The sequence below is a fragment of the Bacillus sp. UNC41MFS5 genome (genome assembly GCF_000686805.1).
Window position 1 is genome coordinate 119266 of the sequence record NZ_JMLP01000010.1, and the last position, 25756, is coordinate 145021.

Here is a 25756-nt window from a genome sequence, read left to right on the forward strand (position 1 = left end):
CAGTCCTCCTATTATGCATCTTGAAAATATTCCTTGTAAAAGCCGCCAACTTTTCCTGTATTATCAACAATGTAATAAAATTCTTCTGTCTCGTTTTTTACATCATAGACTTTCCCAGCAGTTAAAGCATTATTGACAAGATATTTTTTGGCATCCGTATGAACACATTTTATTTTTTTGATTGTTTCCCGATCACGCCATGATAGATGAATCATTGCTGCACCCTTCCTTTCGTTCTTTGTCCCACTCCTAGTATAATCAAAATGGCTGGTGGTGCGCAACAAAATCAATATATTAAGGAATTGTGAACTATTTAAAAATTTTATTAATTTTGGGTTCTCAAATGACCAAAAAACCATTACAATTATAAAAACTGAATATTCAATCCATTTTCTCGAGGAGGCATTCATAAGTATGAAAATTATGAGTAATGAGCAATTAGTTGTTTCGTATCGGGATGCATTAAAGTCTGACAAGGAAAAAGAATGGATTAAAATTTTAAAAGATGAAATCAAACGCCGTGGCCTAAGACCATTTAAAAATCGTTAACTCAAAAAAACCGCTGAAAGGATTCAGCGGTTTTTCATTTTCATCCCGTCTTAATTTCATTACTTGTTAACCCATTAGGATAAAAGGATAATTCTGTAAGTTTCTCTGCAATCTGATCAGCTGCCTCTACTGGATTATCAGCAACAATCTCAAAGAATTCCCCTTCATACTCTTGTTTCGCATGATCATAGCGTGGATCATAATAGTGTTCAAGTAAAAGGTGAATCATATCCGGATAATTTCGATCAGATAACGCTTGGATGAGTGAATTTCTGATGTCAATAGCTTTAATACGCCTTAACACCTTTTCAATCCCATCAGAAATCTTATCAAAATACCATGGCTCATTCTGGTAAGGAAGTACATATTCCGCTACAAGTTGTGTTACCCTTTGTTCAATCGGGGTATTTAGATTGATATTAATCCCCCCCATTTTTTTATCCATTAGTTCCTCTGTTTGAACGGCTTTACCAATTCTTTTGCTTTCCGCTTCCACGAGAAAATATTCAGCACCCTTTATTTCGGTAAGTCCTTTGAAAAGTAATGAGTCAAATGTTTTTTGATTATGACCATCCCCAAGGCCAATCGTTCCGAATATCGAACCTCGATGCCCTGCCATCTCTTCAAGGTCTAATATTGGATAACCCCTTTTTTTCAAGACCTTTAAGACTTCCGTTTTCCCAACCCCTGTTAGTCCATGAAGGACAACAGCTTTGCCGGGAAGCATTGTTGGTAACTTTTCAAGAATATAGTGGCGGTACTCTTTATATCCACCCACTAGCCGACTAGCATAAATACCTGCAAACTCCAGAAACGTGACCACGGCTTTACTTCTCATTCCGCCTCGCCAGCAATGGATAATCAGCTCGGTATCGTTGGAAATGACTTTCTTAATCGTTTGTAATAGGACAGGAATTTTAGGAGAAACAATTTCCATCGCCTTCCATTTAGCATCCGCTGGTCCTTCTTGTTTATAAATCGTACCAATTATCTGACGTTCTTCATCTGTAAATAAGGGAACATTAATTGCTCCAGGAATTGCACCATCATTAAACTCAATTGGTGAGCGTATGTCAATGATTATAGGATTCTTAATCGTAAAAAGGTCTTCGACAGTCATTTCTTTCATATAACATCTACGCTCCTTATAAAATACTCTTATTGAATAAATCAAATATCTACTAGAAAACAAACAAAACTTCCACAACGGGAAGTTTCGAAAAAAGTTAACTCATGTCAATTAGGATTTCTTACGTAATTATTATACAGGAAATACCCCTTGTATTCAAGGAGAGACAGTTATTCTGTGTGCTTATACCATTTTGGATATTGGTTTAAAAACAGACATTAACTTTTCCATTTCAACAAGTTTTCCGTTATGAAATTGATCCACAATTTTACTGCCAACAATAACTCCATCACAGTACTTGGTTAAGTCTAATATCTGTTCTTGGTTTGAAATGCCGAAGCCCGCCAAGACAGGGATTGGACTTAGAGCTTTAACATTCTGTAAGAATTGATTCAATTCCGAATCATATTCATTTCTCACACCTGTAATCCCCTTAATTGTTACCGTGTATAAAAATCCCTTGCCCTTATTTGCAATAGTTTTGATTCGCTCAATAGGTGTTGTGAGCGTGACAAGTCGAATTAATTCTATTTCAGCTTCTTCTAGCAGCGATGTAATAATTCCTTCTTCTTCAATCGGTAAATCAGGAATAATACACCCGTCTACACCTGCATTCCGTATATCTTGGATAAATTCATTAATCCCATAACGATAAATTGGATTTAAATAAGTCATAAGCAGGATTGGAACATTAATTTCCTTTCGTGCCTTACCTAGCTCAGTAATAATACTCTTTAGTTTTGTTCCATTTCCAAGCGCTCTAATACCCGCTTGCTGAATGGTTGGTCCATCGGCCACTGGATCTGAAAATGGTACCCCCACTTCAATGGCAGTTGCACCAAATTTCTCTAATAATTTAAGGCGATCACCCAAACATTCCAGCCCGCCATCTCCTGCCATGATGTAGGGAACAAACGCTTTTCTATTATTCTCTTTCATTTCTGCAAAAGTTTTTTCAAAACGATTCATTTCTTATCTCTCCTCTCTTAAACGTGTTTTCACCGTATCAACATCTTTATCACCGCGCCCTGATAAGCACACTACAATTTTTTGCGATTCGTCCATTTCTGCTGCCAGCTTCACTGCAAAAGCAATGGCATGCGCGCTCTCAAGTGCTGGGATGATTCCTTCCAGTCTAGATAAAAGCTGAAATGCATCTAGCGCCTCTTTATCGGTAATCGACTGATATTTTGCACGACCAATGTCATGTAAATAGCTATGCTCCGGTCCAATGCCTGGATAATCTAGCCCGGCCGAGATTGAATGTGCTTCTTGAACTTGACCATCTTGGTCTTGTAATAGGTACATGAGTGCTCCGTGTAATACCCCTGGACTTCCTTTTGTTAAAGAGGCTGCATGGTACTTTGTATCAACACCCTGTCCAGCTGCTTCTACCCCATAGAGACTAACTTCTTCATCCTCAATAAAGGAATAGAACATCCCCATTGCATTGCTTCCGCCGCCAATACATGCTACAACCGCATCAGGAAGCGACCCTTGGCTTAATTGGAATTGGTGTTTGGTTTCCTTACCAATCACACTTTGGAAATCCCTGACCATCTGAGGAAATGGATGCGGCCCCATTACAGATCCCAATAAATAGTGAGTATCATCAACATTTTCTACCCAGTATCTTAATGCCTCATTTACTGCATCTTTCAATGTGGCGCTCCCAGAGGTAACACTAACGACCTTTGCTCCCAGCAATTCCATTCTAAAAACATTAAGGGCCTGCCTTTTGATGTCCTCTTCACCCATGAACACGATACAATCAAGATTTAATAAGGCACAAACGGTCGCAGTTGCTACACCATGCTGGCCAGCTCCCGTTTCAGCGACGATTTTTTTCTTTCCCATACGTACGGCTAATAGTGCCTGCCCAATAGCATTATTAATTTTATGGGCACCTGTATGGTTTAAATCTTCTCTTTTAAGAAAAATCTTAGCTCCTCCGGCATGTCTTGTAAGATTATCTGCATAATACAATGGCGTTTCTCTACCAACATAGTTTTTTAATAACTCTTGAATTTCCGCTTGAAAGGATGGATCCTTTTTCGCACTTTCATACGCTTCACCAAGTTCTATTACTGCTTTCATCAATGTCTCAGGGACAAATCTTCCCCCGAAAATGCCGAAGTGGCCTTTCTCATTTGGCAATGTATATGTGTTCATTCCCTTTACCTCCCTACAGGTATGCTTTTTGCTTTTTCTATGAATGATTTAACCTTTTCTAAATCCTTTTTTCCGTCGGTTTCTACCCCCGAACTAACATCTACCATATATGGTCGAATAATATTAATTGCTTCTTCCACATTGTTTGCATGCAAACCGCCGGCCAGGATGACTTTTTGCCTAGAAATCAATTCAGGATTCACGTCATTCCAATTAAACACCGTCCCATTTCCACCTCTGTATTTTCCTTTGGGACTATCAAGTAAAATAAAATCACTTGGAAAGTTAGCAAAAGCGTCTAAGCTTTCATTTCCTTGAAAACTGATTGATTTTATTACAGGTAAGGAAAGTGATGCACTAAATGAAGCTGGTTCGTCTCCGTGTAATTGAATATGGGTTAGACCTACCGTGGAAGCAATGTGTTCGATTACTTCACTTGTCTCATTTACAAAGACACCGACCTTATCCACCTCATTAGGTAAATGTGCAATAATCTCTTGCGCCTTCTCAACGGATATTCTACGCTTACTTTCTGCAAAGACAAACCCGATTGCATCGGCACCATATTGAGCCGCCGCGATGCCCGTTTCGATATCAGTGATTCCACAAATTTTCACCTTCATCTTTTAACGCCCCCATTTAGAGGTAAGCGAAAGTTCAAAAAGGATTGTTTCACATCAACACTTTTCATTAACGCTTCTCCCACTAAAATCCCATGAGCTCCTGCATCTCTTACACGTGCTACATCGGCCTGATGATGAATACCGCTCTCACTAATAAGAAAAGCACCCGTGCTTTTTATAATAGGAGCTAATGTCTCAGTCACCTCAAGCGATACATGAAACGTCTTTAAGTCGCGATTATTAACTCCAATCAACTTCGCACCTGTTTTAAGTGCACTTTCCAATTCATTCTGATTATGAACCTCCACTAATACTTCAAGGCCTAAACCCTTCGCATATTGAAAAAGTTCAACCAATTTCTGTTCATCTAAGGCAGCTACTATCAATAAAATGATATCTGCACCATTCGAAGCAGCAAGCTTTATTTGTAGTTCATCTATTATAAAGTCCTTACAGAGAATCGGCAGATTTACTTTACTCCGAACTGCTCTTAAATCGGAGAAAGAGCCTTTAAAAAAAGTTTGGTCCGTTAGAACAGAAATAGCTGACGCGCCATATGCTTCATATTGTCCCGCCTGGAATGCAGGATCAATTGAATTATTAATTATCCCTTTCGAAGGCGATGCCCGCTTAAACTCTGAGATAATCGATATTTGATCTGTTGTTTTTAGTTTTTGAATAAAAGATTTTCTCGGCTGGTTTGTTTCTTCGAATCGTTGGTTCCCTTCACGCAGGAATTGAACTTCTTTTCTCTTTTGGTCAATAATTTTATCTAAGATGGTTGCCACTTAAATCGCCTCTTTCTGCCCTGCTGCTTTAGATTTTTCAATCAAAGTAGTTAATTTTTCATAAGCAGCGCCAGAATCAATGATCTCTCTTGCCACGTGAATACCTTCCTTAATGGAATTTGCTTTTCCAGCTGTAAAGATTCCGAGGCCCGAATTAATTAATACCGTGTCACGGTAAGCGCCCTTTTCCCCTTTTAACACATTGATTAATATTTCAGCATTTTCCTTAGAATCTCCGCCCCTAATACAACTGTTATCATATTGTGGGAGATTGATTTCTTCTGGGAAGAATGACTGATTTGTAATGACGCCATTCTCTAAAATAGTTAAATGATTTTCCCCTTGAAGCGATGCTTCATCCATAAAGCCTGCTCCATTAATAACAACGGCCCGCTTGCGTCCTAACTTTAAAAGCACTTCAGCAAACACATTTAATAAATCTCTCCGATACACACCCAACAATTGATAGTCCAACTCAATCGGGTTTGTAAGTGGTCCAATAAAGTTAAATATCGTTGGAATCTTTAATTGTTTTCGAACGGTCATGACTTTCTTTAATTTGGGATGAACATTTGGTGCAAATAAAAAGGATAAGCCGATTTCCTGCAGAATTTCTTCTGTTCTCTCTGCTGAAAGATTTAAATTAATCCCTAAGTATTCTAATACGTCGGCACTGCCTGTTTTACTGGAAACACTTCGATTTCCATGCTTGGCAACAGGAATTCCAGCACCAGCAATCACAAAAGCAGATGTAGTGCTCACATTAAAACTGGAAGAACCATCTCCTCCTGTCCCGCAGTTATCAAGAACGCCTGAAAATTTCTCGTTAAATTTCAATGTATTTGCCTTCATTGCTTTTACTATTCCGGTAATTTCTTCGACTGTTTCTCCTTTTGATTTCAAACCCATTAAGAAGGCAGCAATTTCAGATTCTGAAACCTCTTCACCTAAAATGAAACTAACGGCTTCTTTCATTTGGTTTTCAGAAAATGATTCACGTTCAGCTAATTGGAGTAAATAATTCTTCATTTTTCTTCATCCTCTCTATCTCTTTTAAAAAGTTATTTAGGATTTGTTTACCGGTAGGAGTACCAATCGACTCCGGATGAAACTGTAGACCAAAAACAGGATACTCACGATGCCTAATCGCCATAATTTCCTGATCATCGTCCGAGTGAGCAATACTTTCGAGCATTTCAGGAATACTACTCTTTTCAATGATTAATGAATGATACCGCATCACTTCTAATGGGTTTGGCAGGCCTTCAAATAATCCATCGCTCTGATGCGATATGAATGATGTTTTACCATGCTTGATTAGGGCTGCCCTTTTAATCTCACCACCGAATGCTGCACCGATGGCTTGATGACCGAGGCAAATTCCTAAGATAGGGATTTTATTAAAAAATGTTTGAATTACTTCGATGCAAATTCCGGCATTCTCCGGCTTCCCTGGTCCAGGGGAAAGAATGATTGCTTTAGGGTTTAATTCCTTGATTTGTTCCATGGTAAGCTGATTGTTCCTAAAAACTGTTATTTGTTCCCCTAGTTCTCCTAGATATTGATAGAGGTTGAATGTGAACGAATCAAAATTATCAATTAGTAAAATCATTTCTCACCCTCCAGGAAAGAGTTTAGTTTGTTTATCGTCTCTTGATACTCGGATTCTGGATTTGAATCATATACGATACCAGCACCGGCTTGTATATAAGCGGAACCCTCTTTTAAAATCATCGTTCGAATCGCAAGGGCAAAATCCATATTTCCATCAGCGGATATATATCCAACAGCTCCTGAATATAACCCTCGTTTGGACTTTTCTAACGAGTTTATTATCTCCATCGCGCGAACCTTCGGAGCTCCTGAAACAGTCCCGGCCGGCAGACAGGCAGCGAGCGCATCGATGGCTGTCTTGTCAGAAATTAAATGACCGCTTACTTCAGAGACAAGGTGCATCACATGTCGGTATTTCTCCACCGCCATATACTTATCCACTCGAACGGATCCAAATTCACAAATTTTTCCGAGGTCATTTCTGCCAAGATCGACTAGCATCTTATGCTCCGCTAGTTCCTTTTCATCATTTTTCAATTCTTGCTCAATCAACAAATCCTCTTCATTTGTTTTGCCGCGTCTTTTTGTTCCAGCGATAGGATTCGAAAAAACTGTATGTGCTCTTGTTTTAATTAAGCTTTCAGGAGAAGAGCCAATCACGGTATACCCGTCAAAATCAATATAGAACATATAGGGTGTTGGATTATTTGCACGATGTTTGCGATAAAGTGATAATGGATCACCGTTAAAGGCTGATTTCATCCTCCTAGAAAGAACCACTTGAAAAATATCACCGGCTAAAATATGCTCCTTCGCAATTTCTACATTTTTGATAAAGGTTTCTTTTGTTGTTTCAGAGTCGAAGCCTGAAAAATCAAAAGGCTCTTCTGCTGGGTAAAAAGTAGGCTGCTTGAGTTCCTCTATTCTGAGATTGATTCTTTTTTCAATTACAGCGGTGTCGCTCTCCTTCGTTAAAGGACAACCACAAATCAAAACCTTGTCTTGTAGATGATCAAAGACAATTACTTCTTCATAAAACATTAAGTGAACATCCGGCATTTCCATACCGTTCGGAAATTCCTCTCCAATCACCTCATACTGCCTAATAATGTCATAGCCTACAAATCCGACCGCGCCACCAATAAACGGGAAGGGATACTCTTCAAAGCCCATTGGCGGGATAAGTCTTTTTAACACTTCTAGAGGATTACCCGTTAAAACTTCTTTTTCACCATTCCGCTTAAGTATCTCATTCCGATCCCCCCTCGAAATTAGTTCAAAGGCTGGTTCTGCACCAATAAAGGAATATCGACCAGAATCATTATACTTATGTGAGCTTTCTAATAAGAATTTCTTGTTCCCGTTTATTTTTTTTAAGATGGAGATTGGTGTAAGCGTGTCTCCTTTGATTTCCTTTATGAAATAATCCATTTTAGTTTGCATGTTAGGACTCCCTTCTAAATAAAAAAAAATCGTCCTCTATATGCGCAAAAATTTTACGCATATAGAGGACGATTCTATGGTCGTGGTGCCACCTCTGTTTGAAGCAATTGTTAAATCTGCTTCCTCTTCAGATACGGAACAATCCGTTCGATATCCTATCCTTTTAACGGTGGAGACCCGTGCATCCCTACTTAGATTCAAGATGCCTCTCACAAGTCCATTCCACAAATCCTTTCTTATCGGGCTCCCACCTACCCCGACTCTCTTGGAAGAAATAAATTAGTGTACTCCTCTTGTTCAACGAGTTAATTATTTAACTTTGTTTATATCCTACGCAAAATTTAAGCTGAAGTCAAGGGAAAGATTCGGAAAATTTCAAATTAGTTTGAAAATTAACTTTCCTCCTCCTAGTTTTAAATCACTAGCATTTATATTAATTCCATTTAAAGGATGTTCCAACAAGGTTTTTTTAAAAGTGAATAAGCGAATAGTAATAGTAGCAAATAACGAAGGCGGGATTGAAGATTAATGGAGCATATTGAACATTTAAGCCAAAATCCAAAAGCTGCGAAAAAGAAACAATCAGCAGCGGGACAAAAGCGATCGAATGAGATAGCTAATCAGAAGTGGGCAATCATCTCACTGTCTTCCATTCCACTAGTCATGACGTTGGGTAATTCGATGTTAATACCAGTTCTACCTTCAATGGAAAAAAAATTATCGATTTCTTCCTTTCAAACCAGTATGGTTATTACTGTTTATTCGATTGTTGCTATTTTCCTGATACCTGTTGCAGGATACTTATCAGACCATATTGGTCGAAAAAAGGTCATTATCCCCAGCCTTATCATTGCTGGAATTGGCGGGTTGATTTCAGGTTTTGCTGCATGGAAAATGGATGATGCTTATTGGATTATTTTAGCTGGCCGAGCCCTTCAGGGGGTCGGAGCAGCTGGAGCCGCTCCAATCGTAATGCCATTGGTAGGTGATATGTTTAAAAATGATGATGATGTTAGCTGTTGTCTGGGTTTAATTGAAACATCGAATACGTTTGGAAAGGTATTAAGCCCTATTTTAGGGGCTTTTCTTGCGGGAATCATTTGGTTTATGCCCTTTTTTTCCTTTCCAGTATTTTGTGTCATTTCTGTTTTAATGATTATGTTACTGGTCAAATGTCCGAAATCGACGGTGAAACCTATTCCATTTAAAGCTTTTTTCATCAATGTGAAAAAAACCTTTACTGAAAAGGGCCGCTGGCTTTATGCCATCTTTTTTATTGGTGGAATCTTAATGCTTGTCCTATTTGGAATATTGTTTTACCTGTCTGAGCTTTTTGAAAAAGAATATGGCATTAAGGATATCAAAAAAGGATTCTTGCTAGCTCTACCACTTGGTGCCCTTTGTTTATCTTCGTTTATTAGCGGAAAAGTGATTAAGAAAAATAAAGTTCTAATGAAATGGATTACATTTGGCGGTTTAATTGCCACAGCTCTATCGATTGGAGCCCTGTGGTTTTCGATAAAGCTTTGGTACGTGATTACCATGTTTCTTATTAGTGGAGTAGGTATCGGTTTAGGGCTTCCTTGTCTTGATGCCTTGATAACTGAGGGTGTTGAAAAGGAGGAAAGAGGTACCATCACATCTATTTACAGTTCGATGAGATTTATTGGAGTTGCTGCCGGTCCTCCGATTATCGCTCTATTATTAAAGCAGGCTACCCACTGGATTTTTATACTCCTTGGCAGTCTAAGTATTCTAGCCGCCCTTATCGCATTAATAGCTATTAAGCCTAATGCACAAGACCAAAAGAGCTGAGGAATACCCTCAGCTCTTTCTTTTGATATATTATTTCACTGGTTTTTTTAGAAATCCAATTAATAATGCTGAAACAACAGAACCCACTAAGATGGCAAGCGCATAAAGTAAGGCGCTATTTTCAACCAATGGTACAACAAATATTCCGCCGTGCGGGGCACGAAGACCAATTCCAAATGCCATCGATAGTGCACCTGCAATGGCAGAACCAGCCATAACAGAAGGAATGACGCGTAATGGATCAGCTGCAGCAAACGGGATCGCGCCTTCGGTAATGAAGGATAAGCCCATGACATAACAAGCCTTTCCTGCATCTCTGTCTTGTTCATTGAATTTATTTTTAAAGAATGTCGTCGCAAGAGCAATTGCTAACGGTGGAACCATACCTGCAGCCATAATTGCAGCCATTGGTCCATATACACCACTTGCTAGTAACCCTGTTCCAAATACATAGGCAGCCTTGTTAATTGGACCACCCATATCAAAGGACATCATAAGTCCTAGTACAACACCTAACAAAACAGCATTACCTGTTCCAAGACCTGTTAACCACTCAGCAATTTCCTTGTTTATCCATGAAACAGGATTATTAACGACATAATGCATCAAGAATCCAGTAATCGCTATTCCTAATAGAGGATAAATTAAGATACTTTTTATTCCTTCTAGAGAACGTGGAAGCCCTGCAAAAACTTTCTTTAACAATAAAACAATGTAACCTGCTAGAAAACCTGCAATCAAACCACCAAGGAATCCGGCCCCGCCATGTGCCGCCATCATTCCTCCTACCATACCTGGAGCGAAACCTGGACGGTCTGCAATACTGAGAGCAATAAATCCTGCAAGTACAGGAACAATTAATGCAAATGCATTATCACCGCCGATGGCCTTAATAACTGCTGCTATAGGGTTGTATGATGGGTCATCTGGATTAGCGGAATTATATCCGAACATAAAGCTAATTGCGATTAATATCCCACCGCCAACAACAAACGGAAGCATATTTGAAACACCATTCATTAGGTGCTTGTAAAACCCATTACGAGATCCTTTTTGATCCGCTGCTTTTTCACTCTGGCTGTTCCCATTAAAAATTGGAGCATCTTGTTTTTGTGCCTTGGTAATTAATTGTTCTGGGCGACGAATTCCTTCAGCTACTGCTGCCTGAATCACATGCTTACCTTTAAACCTTTCCATCTCAACATTGATATCTGCGGCAATAATAACGGCTGTTGCATTTTCAATTTCTTCTTTTGTCAGGACATTCTTTGCACCGCCAGAACCATTTGTCTCAACCTTAATGTCCACACCCATTTCAGCTGCTTTTGCTTTTAGAGAATCAGCCGCCATATAGGTATGTGCAATACCCGTTGGACATCCCGTCACAGCAACGATTAAGTTTTTCTTTGTTTCTGTCGTAGTGACGGTTTCCTGTTTTTCTTCTTTATCATACCGGTTAATCGTTTCAAGGATTTCTTCAGGAGTCGTTGCCTTTAATAGCTCGTAACGGACCTCCGCTTTCATTAACAACCCAGAGAGCCGTGCTAATGCCTCTAAATGTGTATTATTGGCACCATCTGGAGCAGCAATCATAAAAAACAAATGTGCTGGTTTTCCATCCAATGATTCATAATTAACACCTGTCGCTGATTTCCCAAACACAATGGCTGCTTCATTTACTACTTTTGTTTTAGCATGTGGGATGGCGATTCCATCCCCAATACCTGTTGTACTTTGCTCTTCACGCTTTAAGATGGCTGCTTTAAATTCTGCACGATCAGATATTTTCCCTGCCTTAGAAAGGACATCGACCAACTGATCAATTGTTGATTCTTTTTCATTGCCTTCTATATTTAAAAGAATCGTATTTTTAGATAACAATTCAGTAATTTTCATATCTATCTCTCCTTTAACGGATCTCTTTTATATGAACTTGTGGTAGAAGTTCTTCTACTTTTTCCTTGGTACATAAACCAAGTGAAAAGGCTGTTGCACTTCCTGAGGCCACACTATAGCGAAAAGCTTCCTCAATATTTCTAGTTTTCACATAGGCAGCTAAGAAACCGGCAACCATCGAGTCACCTGCACCTACTGAATTTTTCACTTCTCCTTTTGGAACCTCTGCCAAAAGTGTGGTATCGCTATTAATCAAGACTGCCCCTGCCCCTGCGAGCGAAACAATAACATTTTTTGCGCCCATTTCAACGAGTTTCTTCCCTAATGGGATGACTTCCTCAACGTTTGTAATGGTTGTTTCAAATAGTTCCCCAAGCTCATGATGATTCGGTTTAATTAGTAATGGTTGATAAGGGAGAACTTTTTTCAATAAATCTCCTTCTGCATCTACTACAAATTGTGCACTGCTTTCACTACAAATTCTGACCAGTTCCTCATACGTAGTTTTCGGTAAACTACTAGGAATGCTTCCAGCCAGTACCAATAAATCCTTGGCACCTAATTGCTTAATTTTTTGTTTTAGTAATAAAAAGTTTTCTGCCGTGATTTTCGGTCCATTTGCATTAATCTCTGACTCTTGTCCCGTTTTAAGTTTTACATTGATTCGTGTATCTTCATCTACCTGAACAAAATCTGTTTCAATCTGTTCCTTTTGAAGATATTGCTCAATGTAAGCACCGGTAAAACCACCAACAAAACCTAGTGCTATACTGCTTGTGCCAAATTGGTTCAAAACTGTTGACACATTGATTCCTTTCCCGCCTGGAAATTTTGCTTCCTCAACTGTCCGGTTTAATTCACCGAGCTGAAAGATTTCTAGTTTAACGATATAGTCTACAGAGGGATTTAACGTTAATGTATAAATCATGCTGTCACAACCTTTATTGTAGTTCTATTTAAGTATTGCATCTCTGTCTCTTCATCTAATTCATTCGTGATAATGGCTGCTTCGTGAATATCGGCAATCTTTGAAAACGATATTTCAGCAAATTTGGTATTATCTGCTAGCACATACGTTTCACGAGATAGAGCCATTGCCTTTTGCTTCACCATTGCTTCCTCTTGGTCTGGCGTTGTAAACCCAAATTGTGGATGAATGCCATTCACACCCATGAAACATTTATCGAATCGGTAGAGGTCTAGGCCTGCTAAGGCTCCCCTTCCGATGAAAGCATTAGTATTAGGCTTCGCCAAGCCGCCAATTAAATAAGTGGTTATCCCTTTGTCTAATAATGGTTTTAAATGCATTAAGCCATTCGTGACAACAACGATATCTGTAAAAGGGAGGAATTCGATCATTTCAATCACAGTTGACCCCGCATCAAGATAAATGCTTTCACCTTCATCTACTAAACCGGCTGCATATTGTGCAATCATTCGTTTCGCTTGAAGGTTTTTGGAAGATTTCTCAATCATACTGGGCTCTTGAAGTTTCCCTTGTAATCTTGAGGCACCTCCATGAATTCTCTTTAAAAACTTCTGGTCCTCTAATTGTGAGAGATCTCGTCGTATAGTTGACTCCGAGGACTCGGTTAACTCCATTATTTCATTGATTTTTACCACATTTTTCTCTTTTAATAATTGCAGGATCACTCGATGACGTTCTGGTGTTAACAAGTCATCACCACCTAGATTTTTTTATTCTATAACTACATAATACTGAAAACGATTGCACATTTCAATCATTTTCTTTCAAAAACAATCATTTTTTGAATGTTTTTGAATGTTTTCTGAAAATACACATATTTTTACAGTATAATATTTATATATTATCCCCTTTCCAATATATAAAAAACGCCAGAGATTTCTGGCGCTTTTACATGTCAGCTTATTGATAGGGACTTAACCATTCAGGGTTCCTGTTCACACATATAGGACATTTCTCTGCTTCTGATTGAAAGGAATAGTAGGACTGACCACAATCCCCACATTCTTTTATATGAAAAGGGTGTGGAGACTCACTTTTTATTTTTATTTCTGGTCTGATCTGAATGGCATTCTCTAGGCAAATATCCGTACAATCACAACATTTAACACATTTATTACTCTCGATATGTAGGACTGAGTCTCTAATATGAAAGACTTCTTGTGGGCAAAAGGAAAAACACGCTCTACATAAGATACATTTATTATGATCCAACTCAACTGTGTAAAATTGGTATTCTGGAAAATAGTTTGCTAGATTCCACTCATTTGCTAACATTCTCCAAGAAGCTGGTGCCAGACTTTTTGCTAACTTCTTTCCCTCCGTTTGCATAGAGGTAAAAAAAGCTCTCCTTGAATATTTTTCTTTTGTATTCTTTTGTACTAATTCAATGGGTCTCTGTCCTAATTCAATTAATATCTTATTCGTTTGTTTCATAACCGTTTCCCATTGTTGATTCATTCGATTGCAATCCATTTTAACTGATGCCAATCCCCGGCACTTATAAATCAACATTTCCTTCACAGATGGTATATAGAATTCATTATAAATGAGGGATTGATTTTCAAATTCCCGCGTAAAAGCTATTCCTTCGATTGCTGACACGGGACAGCTAATGACACAATCTCCACAGGAAGAGCATTTTTCTCGATTTATTTCTATTGTTTGCTGATTGATAGATAATGCCTCAAGGGAACAAGCTTCCATACAAACGGAGCACGTAGAATATACAGTTCTTTTCCGTGAGCACTTATTGGTAATATTCAAATCAAAATGCATGTTTTCAAGCCACTTTACTAAAAATGACATACACTCACCTTCTATTAAAAGATGCAGGACTGCGCAACTTTAATATTTTGGATCATGAACTGATAATTTCGCATCTTTATGCGGGTTAATCACAATGTTTGGATTGGTCATAGCATTGCTTGGCATCCCTTTGATTTGACTTACACTTCCGTACTTTCTTCTTAACTCTTCGACGGGTCCAAAATCAATCGCCCTCATTGGACAAGTCGAAACGCAAACAGGGTCTTCCCCCTTTGACTGTAGATCAATACAAAAATCACATTTATTCGATTTAAAGATCTTCTGATTATATTGTGGGGCTCCATAAGGACATGCCTTTATACATCGTTGAACCCCTTGACATATATCTTGATCGATTTTAACTACGCCTGTTTCTTTATTTTTTACAATCGCTCCTGTCGGGCAGCTTGGGAGACATTTTGGATTCGTACAATGATTGCAGGATATCGAAAAGTAAAAAGCTTTGATGTTTTGGACCATCCCTTTGGTAGGGCGTTGGATAAATGTGCCTTCCTCATAGGCATAAACCCTGCGGAAATTAATCCCGGTAGGTAAATCATTTTTATCCTTGCATGACACACTACATGCTTTGCAACCTGTACAGAGACTTTGATTAATATAAAATCCTAACTGTTCCAACCTACTCACCCCCTATGCTTTTTTCACTTCAACCAGGTTTGTTAGTTGCGGATTCGATTTTGCAAGGGCTGTTGGCCGTTGTGAAGTCAGGACATTAACAGACCCCCGTTGGTCATGTCCATCTTTATCAGGCGTATACCATGCTCCCTGTGGGATACCCACTACTCCTGGAGTGATTCTTGGAGTTACCTTGACATCGATAGATATTAAACCTCGCTCATTAAATACCTGAACACGATCACCTTCTTTTATTCCACGCTTTTCTGCATCCTTAGGGTTCATCCACATCTCTTGTTTGGCTGCTTCCTCAAGCCATGCTTGATTATCGTAGGTTGAATGACATCTCCGTTTATAGTGCCAACTAATAAGTTGTAGAGGAAACTTCTTTATTATCGGATCTTGTGGTCCTTCCCATGAGGATATATATTTTGCAATGGCTGGTATTTCATCAGGCTGATTCATGTCCCATAATGCCTTCGAAAATAACTCAATTTTACCTGATGGCGTTTCGAACGGATGATTTTTAAAATCATCAATTTGCTCTTTAAAACCAATAAGAGGTGAGTCATATTTAAAATGATGAACCCCGTTCCTTCGAAATTCTTCAAATGAAGGGAAATCGGGACTCAACTCTTTCCGCGTTCTCTCTATACTTTCCTTAACAAGGTCAAGAGTTGATTTCCCACCAGTGAATTTTTCCTTCAGCCCAAACTTGTCCGCCACTTCTGCAAATACATCGTATTCATCACGACATTCATAAAGCGGGTCAATTGTTTTATCACCAAAAACGACGTAATCTCCAAAACACCATGGCACACCAATATCATACCGTTCAAAAAAGGTTGTTCCTGGCAGTAAAATATCAGCATATTTCGCACTTGGAGTCATAAAAATATCACTGACCACTATAAACTCTACCTTACTTTCATCCTCAAGAAGCTTTCTTGTTTTATTGATTTCAGCATGTTGATTAATCAACATGTTACCAGCCATGTTGAAAATTAATTTTATGTTAGTTGTTAACTTATCTGTACCATCTAGGCCATCCGCTGCTGTCATATCAGTTCCTTTTTCAACAGCCTTGGTCCAAAGGAAGCACGGAATCGAAGCTTTGACTGGATTTTCATACGAAAATGGATAAACAATGTCCGAACGGCTCCAATAACCGGTTCCTGCTGCCCATCCGCCAAGCTTCCCGACATTACCTGTAAGACAAGCCAACTGTGCACCGCCGCGCATGTACTGTTCTCCATACGCTTGTCGCTGTGCTGCCCAACCTTGAATAAGTGCTGCTGGCTTTGTTTTTGCATAGTCCCTTGCAATTTCACGTATCTTTGCAGCTGGGACCCCGCAAATTTTCTCAGCCCATTCAGGTGTTTTTTCAATCCCATCCTTTTCACCCAATAGGTAGCTTTTTAACGACTCTTCTTTAGCTACACCCGTTGGCATATGGTCACCGTCAAAACCAATACAATATTTATCAAGAAATGCTTGATCATGTAATTTTTCGGTAACAATCACATACCCCATTGCATCCATCATCGCGTTGTCTGTTGTCGGAAGAATCGGAATCCACTCATCCGCAAAGGCAATCGCTGTATCAGTATAACGCGGGTCAATGACAATGATTTTTGCGCCGTTTTGTTTTGCTTGCATTAAATATTCTCGGTATGGGGTTGAAAAAATCATTTCTGATGGATTTTGCCCCCATAAAATTATGTACTTTGAGTGCAGTAAGCTATCAAAACTGCTGCCAGAATTATTTGTACCATACGTATAAGGGGTGGCCACATTTCCTGCACCAGAACTATAGTCATTTCGATAATTTAAAAAGCCGCCTGTAAGTGCTAATAGTTTCCTTGCTGCATTTTTCCCTCCATGTAACCCCCAACTTTGTCCAGAGGCATAATTAACATATCTCGATTCTGGACCATAATGATCACCAATTCGTTTCACTTCAGATGCAATTGTTTCAATTGCTTCCTCCCAAGAAATTCTCTTAAATTTTCCCTCACCCCGTTTGCCAATCCGTTTCATTGGATACTTTAAGCGGTCAGGGTCATATAGCATGTTCCGATAATTTCTACCTCTGATACATGCTCTTAGCGGCGGTGTAGTAAAATCACCGCTTTCTTGAGTGTCAGTACTTACACGAACAACCATTCCATCCCTTACATGTGCTTTTATGACACATCGCCCGCCACAATTATTAATGCTGCAAGTTGAAATAATTTTCTCCGTATCTTTAGCATTTGCTGTCTTCGGCTCTTCGCCCCGTTTAACAAGCATCTTAGTACCAATTCCACCAGCAATAACAGGAATTCCAATCGCTCCGGACCATTTCAAAAATGTCCGTCGCTGCATTTTATTTGATAATATATCTTTTAAATTTTTCTTATCCGACATCGTTTAACGCCTCCCTTACTTCAAGTAAAGTCGTCAAATCAGAGCTCAATAAGTCTTCCAAGAGCATTGCTGCACCCAAGTATAATTGACTGCCTGTATGTTCAATGATGCGTTTACAGAAATCTGGCACCCAAATGGTTAAATGTTCTTCAAGAAAATGAATTTGGCTTAAAATTAATTCAATAACCCTCTCTATCCGGGCCTCTTGTAAACTCAAATCTATGAGAGAGAGCATAAATTCCAATTCAAGTAAAAGGTGATCATCTGGTTCATTATTTTCGTTTTTAAATTGAAGACCAAATTGATGGTATTGTTCTCTGACTTGATAGGTCCATTCCTCAAATAATAAATGTTCTCTGCTTCGATAAAATGACTCCCAAGGTGGTGCCACAAGCGGTCCAGGTCCCACAAATAATCGATGAAATTCTTCATATTCTCGGTTGATTTGCTCCTCCGTTAACTGTTCAAAAACGTTTTGAAGAATCTTTCCCCCCTCATGAATTTCTTCTAGTTCTTGCAAATTCCCATGATTCCGAATCTTTACTAATATCTCGCTCCCTGAAGGCTCTAAAAATAACAAATGAATAAATTGATAATATTTTTTTCTAGCTAATAATAAGGGCTGCAACTGAATATGTATTGGGTCGGTCACAGTAATCATTTATCTCCCATCTTTTTGTGAAATATTTCACATATGTATTTATAACCAATCACCTACTCCTCAAAATAATCACTAGTTACTTTTTTAACAATCTAATTTTACCTTATTACCAAGGCATGGAAACTATATTTCCGAATTATTCACATTAAATTCAAAATGGTGTGAAATCAATTTGGAAAAACTGACAATGCTTGTGAAAAATAGTAATTGCGATTCAATTTTTTCTTGTTGAAACAAAAATGTGTATAATAGTATGGATGAATATATTGCAGAGGATGATACACTTGAACATTACTGGACACACAGTTGAAAAATTAGAAGATCCATTCGGTTTATTATCAGGTGACCGCTATGAGTTTTTCCTAGAACTAGAAGTTGATGACGAAGATGAGCTTTATTCAGATAAAGGAATTGGATTAAGAGCCATTTTCGTTAGCGACGAAAATGGTAACAAAATCACCAACTCCTATCTTTATGAGCGCGGGAGTGAAAAGGTGCTGGACTTTGAACTCGAAGAGGATGAAGAAGAACTGGTTATAGCATATTGTAAAGAAAACGCAAAAGAGGAATAATAAAAAAGCAGGGAGTAATGAAATCTCCCTGCTTCCTTTTTATTTACATAAAATTTTTACTATGATTATGAATTACTTGTAATTCTTTAGTACTTTCAGTCATTTCACTTTTGCAGATCGGACATAGAGGCACTTCCGTGCTTTTAAAATTGTCGCGAACCCAGCATTTGCAACTTTCTGAAGTACAAACCCATATTTTCGTTTCTTCTAATTTGATTTCCTCATCATTTTTTCTACCAAACGCCAAAACGATCACCCCTTGTTATTAGTGCATGACTGTTTTTACTATTTTGTTTGTTAGCTAAATAATATGGAAAATATCAATATACATCATTTAGCAGTTTCCCATTGCCATTGAAACTAGTACATTAATTATAAATATTATAGATAAAAAGGTGATGCTAGATCGGGTGCATCACCTTTTTATTTTAAGAGAATTAAACTGTTTGAACGTTAGATGCTTGTGGTCCACGAGCGCCTTCAACGATTTCGAAAGACACTGATTGGCCTTCTTCTAAAGTTTTAAAGCCTTCTGATTGAATAGCTGAAAAGTGAACAAATACGTCTTGACCGCCATCTGCTTCGATAAATCCAAAACCTTTTTCTGCATTAAACCATTTAACTTTACCGTTGTTCATAAAATAACCCCCAAAATAATTGTTCACTTTTAGTTTATTTTACATTTAAAAAAAATAAAAAAGACGTACTGTCACGAGGGTAATAGACATCACCCACATGTTCGTGCAGTTACGGCTACCTAAACCAATAAATATTTAACTAACTTAAAAGCGTATCTTTATTTTAACAGATTTTGGCCATACCGTCAATTTGAATTTCAAAAACTAGGAAATTCAGATAAAATATTTCAGTATAATAATAACTTGCCAAACTTGTCTCGTTCTAGCAGAAAATGAAACTCTAAACGAGTTTCATTATTCTTTATTAAATTCACCTTGTAAAAATATTTCCACGAAGTTGACAGAAAATTTCGTTACATCAATTTCCATCCCGATGTTATCAAGTGATTCAGTGGGTTCCTGATCTGGTTTTGGTCGAAAGTCTGCAATGCTTTTTCCCTTGGCATTCCCAAATTGCTCCACTCTCACTCGTTTTGGGATATATTTCACCAGATCGGGCTCCGTTAGCGCCATAAGAGGGACTACGTCATGAAGCGGTGCCCCTTTAATACCCGGGACATTTTTCTGATAGGCTTTATAGTAATAATCAAAGGCTGGTTTTAATAGCGGGCGGAAAGGTGTGGGGCTGTTTTGGCTAAGAAAGTCAATAATTTCGGGCGTGATGATTGCTTTATTGGTAACATTTAATGGGTATAAGTTGATATTATGTGCTTTTTCCATCACAGTATGTGCCGCAATTGGGTCAACATAAAAATTCGCTTCGGCTTCAGCACTAATATTCCCCGGAACCAAAAAAGCCCCCCCCATAATATAAAAAGCATTGACTCCTTTAAGTGCGCCATTTCCATATAAGATAAACATTAAGGCTAACTCGGTCAATCTTCCTACAGAAACAATAATAAGATTACCTTCAAACTGAGTTACTATCTCACTGATTTTGTTAATATCATATACCTTCACATTCTGTATTGTATCAGGAGGTTTAATGGGTCCTAATCCCTCTTCTCCATGTATCTCCGGGTAATATGTTATCGGTTCACCTAATAGGGGTCCTGCGGTACCTGCTATGATTGGAATATCAGCTCTGCCACCTAATGTTAACAAGTAGGCTGTATTTTTAACTGATTTGTCTTTAGGGGTATTACCATAACCACTGACAATACCAACCAGGTTAATTTTTGGATTTAGTAAGGCATACATTATGGCAAAAGAATCATCGATACCTGGATCAGCAATCATGAGGACATTAGTAGCCATGCCTATCTCCCCCAATAAATTATATTTCTAAAAAATATGCAATTTAATTGAATGAAAGAACTAATATAAAAACCGATTCGTTGATTCGAATCGGTTTTGTGAATACTTCCCTATGCTCGTTTTTTGACTCTTGGTGCTGCTTTCTTTCTTGGCGCAGCCGTTTTTGGAGGTTTCGTCCGGTCAATGGAAGCTTGTAATGCCGCCATTAAGTCCGTGACATTTGAAGCCACTTCCTTCGTTGCTGCAGATACAGTTTCTTGTCCATTTCGTTTCGTCTCAATTAATTCAAGCAATGCGGTTCTGTAATCGTCCGTATATTTTTCAGGGTTAAAATCTGATGTTAATTGGTCAATCAACATGATGGCAGTATCAAGTTCTCTTTCGGTTACCTTATCTTCAGCAGGTACACTCGGTACATCACCCGCTTTTCGAACTTCATCTGGATAGTGGATGGTTTCCATGACTAACACATTTTCATACACACGTATGACTGCTAATTGCTCTTTGGAACGAATGATAATTTTGGCAAGTCCCACTTTTTGAGACTCCAGTAAGGCTTTTCTTAGCAAGGAATAGGCCTTGCCTCCACCCTCACTTGGAGACATATAGTAACTGCGATCGTAGTAAATTGGATCAATTTGCTCCATTTTAACAAAATCAATAATTTCAACCGCTTTATCCTCGTTTTCTTTACGTAACTTTTCAAGCTCTTCATTATCTAGGACGACAAATTTCCCTTTTGTATACTCATACGCTTTAACGATATCTTCTGGTTTCACTTCTTCCTCACAGACAGAACATATTTTCTCATATTTAATGGGAGCATGACATTTGTTATGCAGTGTTCGAAGCTTGATATCTTTATCTTCTGTTGCCGTATGGAGTTTGATGGGTATATTTACAAGTCCAAAACTGATACTGCCCTTCCACATCGTATGCATCTGTATTTCTCCATTCTTTTTGTTATTATTTTGCGTTACCAAGACATTCACATTCCTAAAAACATTTGGAAAAGAATGAATCTAAGTATTTTTAAACAAAATATATGAAAAAGAAGGGACCAATTATCCATGAAGCCGATGCTGCCCAGCCTTACATTTGATCTACCTGTTCATCCTGAATGGCTCTACGAAGTAAAATATGATGGATTTCGCGCCCTTTTAGAATGGAGTTCTCATGGAATTGATTTAATTAGCCGGAATGAAAAATCTCTTCTCCCCCAATTCCCAGAAATAAAGGAATTTTTATTAAAACACGAAAATCAATTTAAACCGTTTCTACCATTACAATTAGACGGGGAACTGGTCTCATTAGAAAACACACACAAAGCCAATTTCTCGATGATTCAAGTTCGCGGGCGATTAAGATCAGAAATAAAGATTCGCGAGCAAGCGAGTAAATCTCCTTGTCGCCTAATGGTGTTTGACCTACTCATGAGCGCTGGAAAACCAATACGTTCACTTGTTTTTCAAAAACGCAAAAAGGAACTCATCAAATTGTTCGAAACAATCGGTTTTGAACTAGAGGCTGACCCCTACAACGAACAACTCCTTCAACTTGTTCAGGCACATGAAAAATTTGACCCGCTTTGGGAAAAGGTTGTATTGTCTGACGGGGAAGGAATTATTGCAAAACAAAAAAACAGTCTATGGGAGGAAGGAAAACGCTCCTTACAGTGGTTAAAGTATAAAAATTGGAAATATGTAAGTTGTTTTATCAACGCCTATGATAAAACCAATGGATATTTTTACGTCAGTGTTTTTAAGGACCAAAAAATCCATCCTATTGGTCAGGTCCTTTTTGGATTTAAACAGGAAGAGAAACAAGCACTCCAGCAAACGATTAAACAAAATATGCTCCGTGAAGAAGGACAACTAATGATTGTGGAACCAGCCATATGCTTAGAGGTGAAATATTTAGAGCTATATGAAAACCAACTTCGTGAGCCCCATTTTGACCGATTTCGCTTTGACTTAGAACCCGCTGAGTGTACATATGATCGTTTTATCTTTGCACAAAAAAACCTCCCCGGAGACCTAGATATAACCCACCCTGATAAACCATTATGGGAAAAATTAGCGATTAAAAAAGCAGACTATATTCACTACTTGCGAGAAATTTCACCCTATATGCTGCCCTTTTTAAACAATCGCTTATTAACCGTCATCCGCTATCCGCACGGGATGTTCGGTGAAGCGTTCTATCAAAAAAACTGTCCAGACTATGCGCCTGAATTCGTGCAAACACATACAGATGATGGGATTGACTATATCCTTTGCAATAATTTAAAAACACTCGTTTGGCTTGGCAATCAATTAGCGATTGAGTTCCACATCCCCTTTCAAACCATCGAAAGCAGGGGCCCAAGTGAGATTGTTTTTGATTTAGATCCGCCCTCTAAGGAACACTTTCACTTGGCGGTAAAAGCTGCACTGTTAATTAAAGAAGTTATCGATCAATTAAATTTAATCGCTTTCATTAAAACCTCTGGAAATAAAGGATTGCAAATCTACCTGCCTTTGCCGGAAACTGAATTTACTTATGACGATACGAGGTTATTTACAAGCTTTATTGCTGAATATTTGATTTCAAAGGATCCTGACTCCTTCACCATTGAACGAATGAAGAAAAACCGCGGTAACAGGCTTTATGTTGATTATGTTCAGCATAGCGAAGGGAAAACAATTGTCGCCCCCTATTCGATGCGGGGAAACGAACATGCAGGTGTTGCCACTCCCCTTTATTGGGAGGAAGTAACTGAAAAACTCAAACCGGTTTCGTTTAATATGGAAAATGCATTAAAGCGAATACGCCAACAAGGAGACCCTTTTTCAGATTATTTTCAATCAAAAGCGATTCAACCGTTTGGACCTGTTTTGGAGGTATTAAAAAAAGGGGGAAAAAAATAAGGATAGGGGTTCCCCTATCCTTTCATATTCGTTTCAACAAATTTTTTCGCTTCATTTTGCAACTGCTCATAGGAAGCCTGTTCAGAATGTTCTGTTTTAGCTGAAACTGTAAACGAATGATTCTCTAGGTCAACATTTACTGTAGCACTATAAAGATAGGTGGCATTCCCGATTAAGTCAATCGAGTATTTTCCTTCGCTTTCATGGGCAACACACTGAACTTTGCCGCCATTATTATAAACATTTACGACGTTTTCCAATTCATTTATTTCCTGCAAACAAGTGACAAGCGTGGACGCTGACATCGCAGTCCCACAGGCATTAGTAAATCCAACACCACGCTCAAATGTTCTTACATAAATGGAACCCGGCTGTAAATGCTTAACAAAGCTGACATTGACTCCGTCCGGAAACAAATCATTAGGACCATTAACTTTTTCACTAAGCTGTTTTTGAATGTCACCTTCAAGCTGTGCTGCTTCAACAATTGCAATTAGATGCGGATTGGGAACCGCAAGTGCTGTAAACCTTAAATCTGCTGATAGTTCTTCAATTTTTTCATTGAAAAGGGTTGGTTTATTTAAATTTAATGGGAGGGCACTTAATTCAAACAACACCGGAGAAATTTCCACCTGGTAAGTGTGGATGTCTGGTAACAGGTCGTTTTGTTTGCTCACCTTTAAATTTGCTTTCATTGTTTCAATTACAGCTTTATTTTGGCCAAGATGTTCACAGACATATCTCGCGACAAGCCGCAATCCATTTCCACACATCGATGCTTCTGACCCGTCTGAGTTAAAGACACGCATTCGACCATCCGCATTTTTGCTATTCATTACGAAGAGAATTCCGTCTGCCCCTAATTTAGACTGACGATTACATAGCAATTTCGCAAGTTGGGCGCGTTCACGTTCCGAAAATGCATATCCATTCGACATTTCATCAATGATTAGAAAGTCATTTCCCGATCCATGTCCTTTTATTAATTGGACTTCCATTGTTCATCCCCCACAACCTTGATAACAGTATTTAATTTATCATACCAAACAATGTTCATGAGGGAAACTGTCGAAACTTCTATCTTTCGATAAAATACTCATTAATCAGAAATGACAGCCGGAGGAGCTTATCTTGTTCAGATAAAGTCTCTCTCATGGAAAGTACCGGTGTATTCGGCTCTGGAAACAAGGGACTCCATTCCAAGGGCATCCAACCACGACGGAGACGCACTTCCTGAAAGTGGTCGGGGTTAATTAATTGTTCATCCATAAAGACAGCAGCACCTTCTACAGCACCAACAAACCTTCCTTTCGAATCTATTAATTCCTTTTTGGATGTTCTCCAATCCTTTTTTCTTCTCTCAAAACTGCCTAGATATTGCCTTCGATGATTAAATACCTCTATTTTTACCGTTTTTCCACTATTAACCTTATAGTAACCGATTGCTTGGTTCTGGTTCTCCATAGAATAGAGTGCATAAATTTTTGAAAAAGATAGCATCTTGGTCCCTTTGCCTCGATATCTCTTCATCATTCCAGCTAGATGCCCATTAGGAAAATAAAATAGTAGTCTAGAAGATTTAGTGTTCAGAAAGAACACTAGTAAATGGCGTGCTTCAAATAAAGACATTCTTCCGACTTCAGATTTCCTCAACTGTCTGTCAATGGAAATCGACTGCCGCCTTCTAAAAAGATAGAATTGAAAACTAACCAAGCTATAGATAAGAAATGGGATCGTTAATAACATGATTTCTTTCGTTTTAAAAATAGAAAGGTTGCCAGCGATGATTATGATTACTGGCAATAGAGAAGCAATACTACCATTTAAGTTCAAATGAGCTGTATCCCGGTAATATTCATTTATTTTCATCTAGAAAACTCCTTATCAATTCCTCTTTTCTTAGTTTATTTA

Annotated in this window: 26 protein-coding genes and 1 other annotated feature; of the genes, 4 read left to right on the top strand and 22 right to left on the bottom strand. The window is 38.5% G+C overall.

What is annotated here, in order from left to right:
• Positions 1-11 precede the first annotated feature (11 nt).
• Positions 12-215: a DUF6501 family protein gene (locus tag BR30_RS0103355; protein ID WP_026563761.1), complete on the bottom strand. Its 204-nt coding sequence runs from the start codon at positions 213-215 to the stop codon at positions 12-14.
• A gap of 199 nt (positions 216-414) precedes the next feature.
• Between BR30_RS0103355 and sda the strand changes: the two genes are divergently transcribed.
• A complete protein-coding gene (gene sda / locus BR30_RS0103360) occupies positions 415-549 on the top strand; it encodes a sporulation histidine kinase inhibitor Sda (protein ID WP_026563762.1) in 135 nt (44 codons plus the stop codon).
• Positions 550-589: 40 nt separating this feature from the next.
• Here sda and mnmH read toward each other — a convergent pair whose 3' ends face one another.
• From mnmH to trpE, 8 genes are all read right to left on the bottom strand, one after another.
• Entirely contained in the window at positions 590-1678 is a 1089-nt protein-coding gene (mnmH, locus tag BR30_RS0103365) for a tRNA 2-selenouridine(34) synthase MnmH (RefSeq protein ID WP_026563763.1), read from the bottom strand.
• A gap of 183 nt (positions 1679-1861) precedes the next feature.
• Complete coding sequence (trpA, locus tag BR30_RS0103370) at positions 1862-2647, bottom strand: tryptophan synthase subunit alpha (RefSeq protein ID WP_026563764.1); 786 nt, start codon at positions 2645-2647, stop codon at positions 1862-1864.
• A gap of 3 nt (positions 2648-2650) precedes the next feature.
• Positions 2651-3850: a tryptophan synthase subunit beta gene (gene trpB, locus BR30_RS0103375; RefSeq protein WP_026563765.1), complete on the bottom strand. Its 1200-nt coding sequence runs from the start codon at positions 3848-3850 to the stop codon at positions 2651-2653.
• Between the two features lie 5 nt (positions 3851-3855).
• Positions 3856-4473 carry a phosphoribosylanthranilate isomerase gene (locus tag BR30_RS0103380; RefSeq protein WP_026563766.1) on the bottom strand — a complete coding sequence of 206 codons (618 nt, stop codon included), beginning with the start codon at positions 4471-4473 and terminating at the stop codon, positions 3856-3858.
• Positions 4470-5261 (bottom strand): indole-3-glycerol phosphate synthase TrpC, encoded by a 792-nt coding sequence (gene trpC, locus BR30_RS0103385; RefSeq protein ID WP_026563767.1) that lies wholly within the window; start codon positions 5259-5261, stop codon positions 4470-4472. The genes BR30_RS0103380 and trpC overlap by 4 nt, the downstream gene beginning before the upstream one ends.
• On the bottom strand, positions 5262-6290 hold the full coding sequence (gene trpD, locus BR30_RS0103390) for an anthranilate phosphoribosyltransferase (protein WP_026563768.1): 1029 nt from the start codon (positions 6288-6290) through the stop codon (positions 5262-5264).
• Positions 6262-6873, bottom strand: coding sequence for an anthranilate synthase component II (locus BR30_RS0103395; protein ID WP_026563769.1), 612 nt, complete (start codon positions 6871-6873; stop codon positions 6262-6264). Before BR30_RS0103395 ends, trpD begins: the two co-directional genes overlap by 29 nt.
• Complete coding sequence (gene trpE, locus BR30_RS0103400; RefSeq protein WP_026563770.1) at positions 6870-8258, bottom strand: anthranilate synthase component I; 1389 nt, start codon at positions 8256-8258, stop codon at positions 6870-6872. Before trpE ends, BR30_RS0103395 begins: the two co-directional genes overlap by 4 nt.
• 61 nt (positions 8259-8319) lie before the next feature.
• Positions 8320-8568, bottom strand: a binding site (T-box leader).
• Positions 8569-8786: 218 nt separating this feature from the next.
• Here trpE and BR30_RS0103410 point away from each other — a divergent pair.
• A complete protein-coding gene (locus tag BR30_RS0103410; protein ID WP_026563772.1) occupies positions 8787-10073 on the top strand; it encodes a bacillibactin exporter BcbE in 1287 nt (428 codons plus the stop codon).
• A gap of 30 nt (positions 10074-10103) precedes the next feature.
• Here BR30_RS0103410 and BR30_RS0103415 read toward each other — a convergent pair whose 3' ends face one another.
• The 7 genes from BR30_RS0103415 to BR30_RS35095 form a co-directional block, all read right to left on the bottom strand.
• Positions 10104-11969, bottom strand: a complete 1866-nt coding sequence (locus tag BR30_RS0103415) for a PTS fructose transporter subunit IIABC (protein WP_026563773.1) — start codon at positions 11967-11969, stop codon at positions 10104-10106.
• Positions 11970-11982: 13 nt separating this feature from the next.
• The gene (pfkB, locus tag BR30_RS0103420) at positions 11983-12897 is read right to left on the bottom strand and encodes a 1-phosphofructokinase (RefSeq protein WP_026563774.1); all 915 of its coding nucleotides are present in this window, start codon (positions 12895-12897) and stop codon (positions 11983-11985) included.
• The gene (locus BR30_RS0103425) at positions 12894-13646 is read right to left on the bottom strand and encodes a DeoR/GlpR family DNA-binding transcription regulator (protein ID WP_026563775.1); all 753 of its coding nucleotides are present in this window, start codon (positions 13644-13646) and stop codon (positions 12894-12896) included. Before BR30_RS0103425 ends, pfkB begins: the two co-directional genes overlap by 4 nt.
• 211 nt (positions 13647-13857) lie before the next feature.
• Complete coding sequence (locus BR30_RS0103430) at positions 13858-14763, bottom strand: DUF362 domain-containing protein (protein ID WP_026563776.1); 906 nt, start codon at positions 14761-14763, stop codon at positions 13858-13860.
• A gap of 39 nt (positions 14764-14802) precedes the next feature.
• Positions 14803-15402: a DMSO/selenate family reductase complex B subunit gene (locus BR30_RS0103435; protein WP_026563777.1), complete on the bottom strand. Its 600-nt coding sequence runs from the start codon at positions 15400-15402 to the stop codon at positions 14803-14805.
• Positions 15403-15414: 12 nt separating this feature from the next.
• Positions 15415-17808 (bottom strand): DMSO/selenate family reductase complex A subunit, encoded by a 2394-nt coding sequence (locus tag BR30_RS0103440; RefSeq protein WP_026563778.1) that lies wholly within the window; start codon positions 17806-17808, stop codon positions 15415-15417.
• The gene (locus BR30_RS35095; RefSeq protein WP_051633446.1) at positions 17798-18469 is read right to left on the bottom strand and encodes a TorD/DmsD family molecular chaperone; all 672 of its coding nucleotides are present in this window, start codon (positions 18467-18469) and stop codon (positions 17798-17800) included. The genes BR30_RS0103440 and BR30_RS35095 overlap by 11 nt, the downstream gene beginning before the upstream one ends.
• Before the next feature lie 275 nt (positions 18470-18744).
• Between BR30_RS35095 and BR30_RS0103450 the strand changes: the two genes are divergently transcribed.
• Positions 18745-19041: a DUF6509 family protein gene (locus BR30_RS0103450; RefSeq protein WP_026563779.1), complete on the top strand. Its 297-nt coding sequence runs from the start codon at positions 18745-18747 to the stop codon at positions 19039-19041.
• A 43-nt stretch (positions 19042-19084) separates the two neighbouring features.
• Here the strand turns inward: BR30_RS0103450 and BR30_RS0103455 are convergent, their stop codons facing one another.
• The 4 genes from BR30_RS0103455 to ku all read right to left on the bottom strand — a co-directional run bounded on the left by BR30_RS0103455 (position 19085) and on the right by ku (position 21877).
• Positions 19085-19288, bottom strand: a complete 204-nt coding sequence (locus BR30_RS0103455) for a cold-shock protein (protein ID WP_026563780.1) — start codon at positions 19286-19288, stop codon at positions 19085-19087.
• A gap of 190 nt (positions 19289-19478) precedes the next feature.
• Positions 19479-19679 carry a cold-shock protein gene (locus BR30_RS0103460; RefSeq protein WP_026563781.1) on the bottom strand — a complete coding sequence of 67 codons (201 nt, stop codon included), beginning with the start codon at positions 19677-19679 and terminating at the stop codon, positions 19479-19481.
• Between the two features lie 294 nt (positions 19680-19973).
• Entirely contained in the window at positions 19974-20936 is a 963-nt protein-coding gene (locus tag BR30_RS0103465; protein WP_026563782.1) for a nucleoside hydrolase, read from the bottom strand.
• A 110-nt stretch (positions 20937-21046) separates the two neighbouring features.
• On the bottom strand, positions 21047-21877 hold the full coding sequence (gene ku, locus BR30_RS0103470) for a non-homologous end joining protein Ku (protein WP_026563783.1): 831 nt from the start codon (positions 21875-21877) through the stop codon (positions 21047-21049).
• Positions 21878-22006: 129 nt separating this feature from the next.
• Between ku and BR30_RS0103475 the strand changes: the two genes are divergently transcribed.
• A complete protein-coding gene (locus BR30_RS0103475) occupies positions 22007-23845 on the top strand; it encodes a DNA ligase D (protein WP_026563784.1) in 1839 nt (612 codons plus the stop codon).
• Positions 23846-23859: 14 nt separating this feature from the next.
• On the opposite strand, the gene dapF is transcribed toward BR30_RS0103475, so the two are convergent.
• Together dapF and BR30_RS0103485 are read right to left on the bottom strand one after the other, a co-directional pair.
• Positions 23860-24843: a diaminopimelate epimerase gene (gene dapF, locus BR30_RS0103480; protein WP_026563785.1), complete on the bottom strand. Its 984-nt coding sequence runs from the start codon at positions 24841-24843 to the stop codon at positions 23860-23862.
• A gap of 79 nt (positions 24844-24922) precedes the next feature.
• Positions 24923-25714, bottom strand: a complete 792-nt coding sequence (locus BR30_RS0103485; RefSeq protein WP_026563786.1) for a hypothetical protein — start codon at positions 25712-25714, stop codon at positions 24923-24925.
• Positions 25715-25756: the final 42 nt, after the last annotated feature.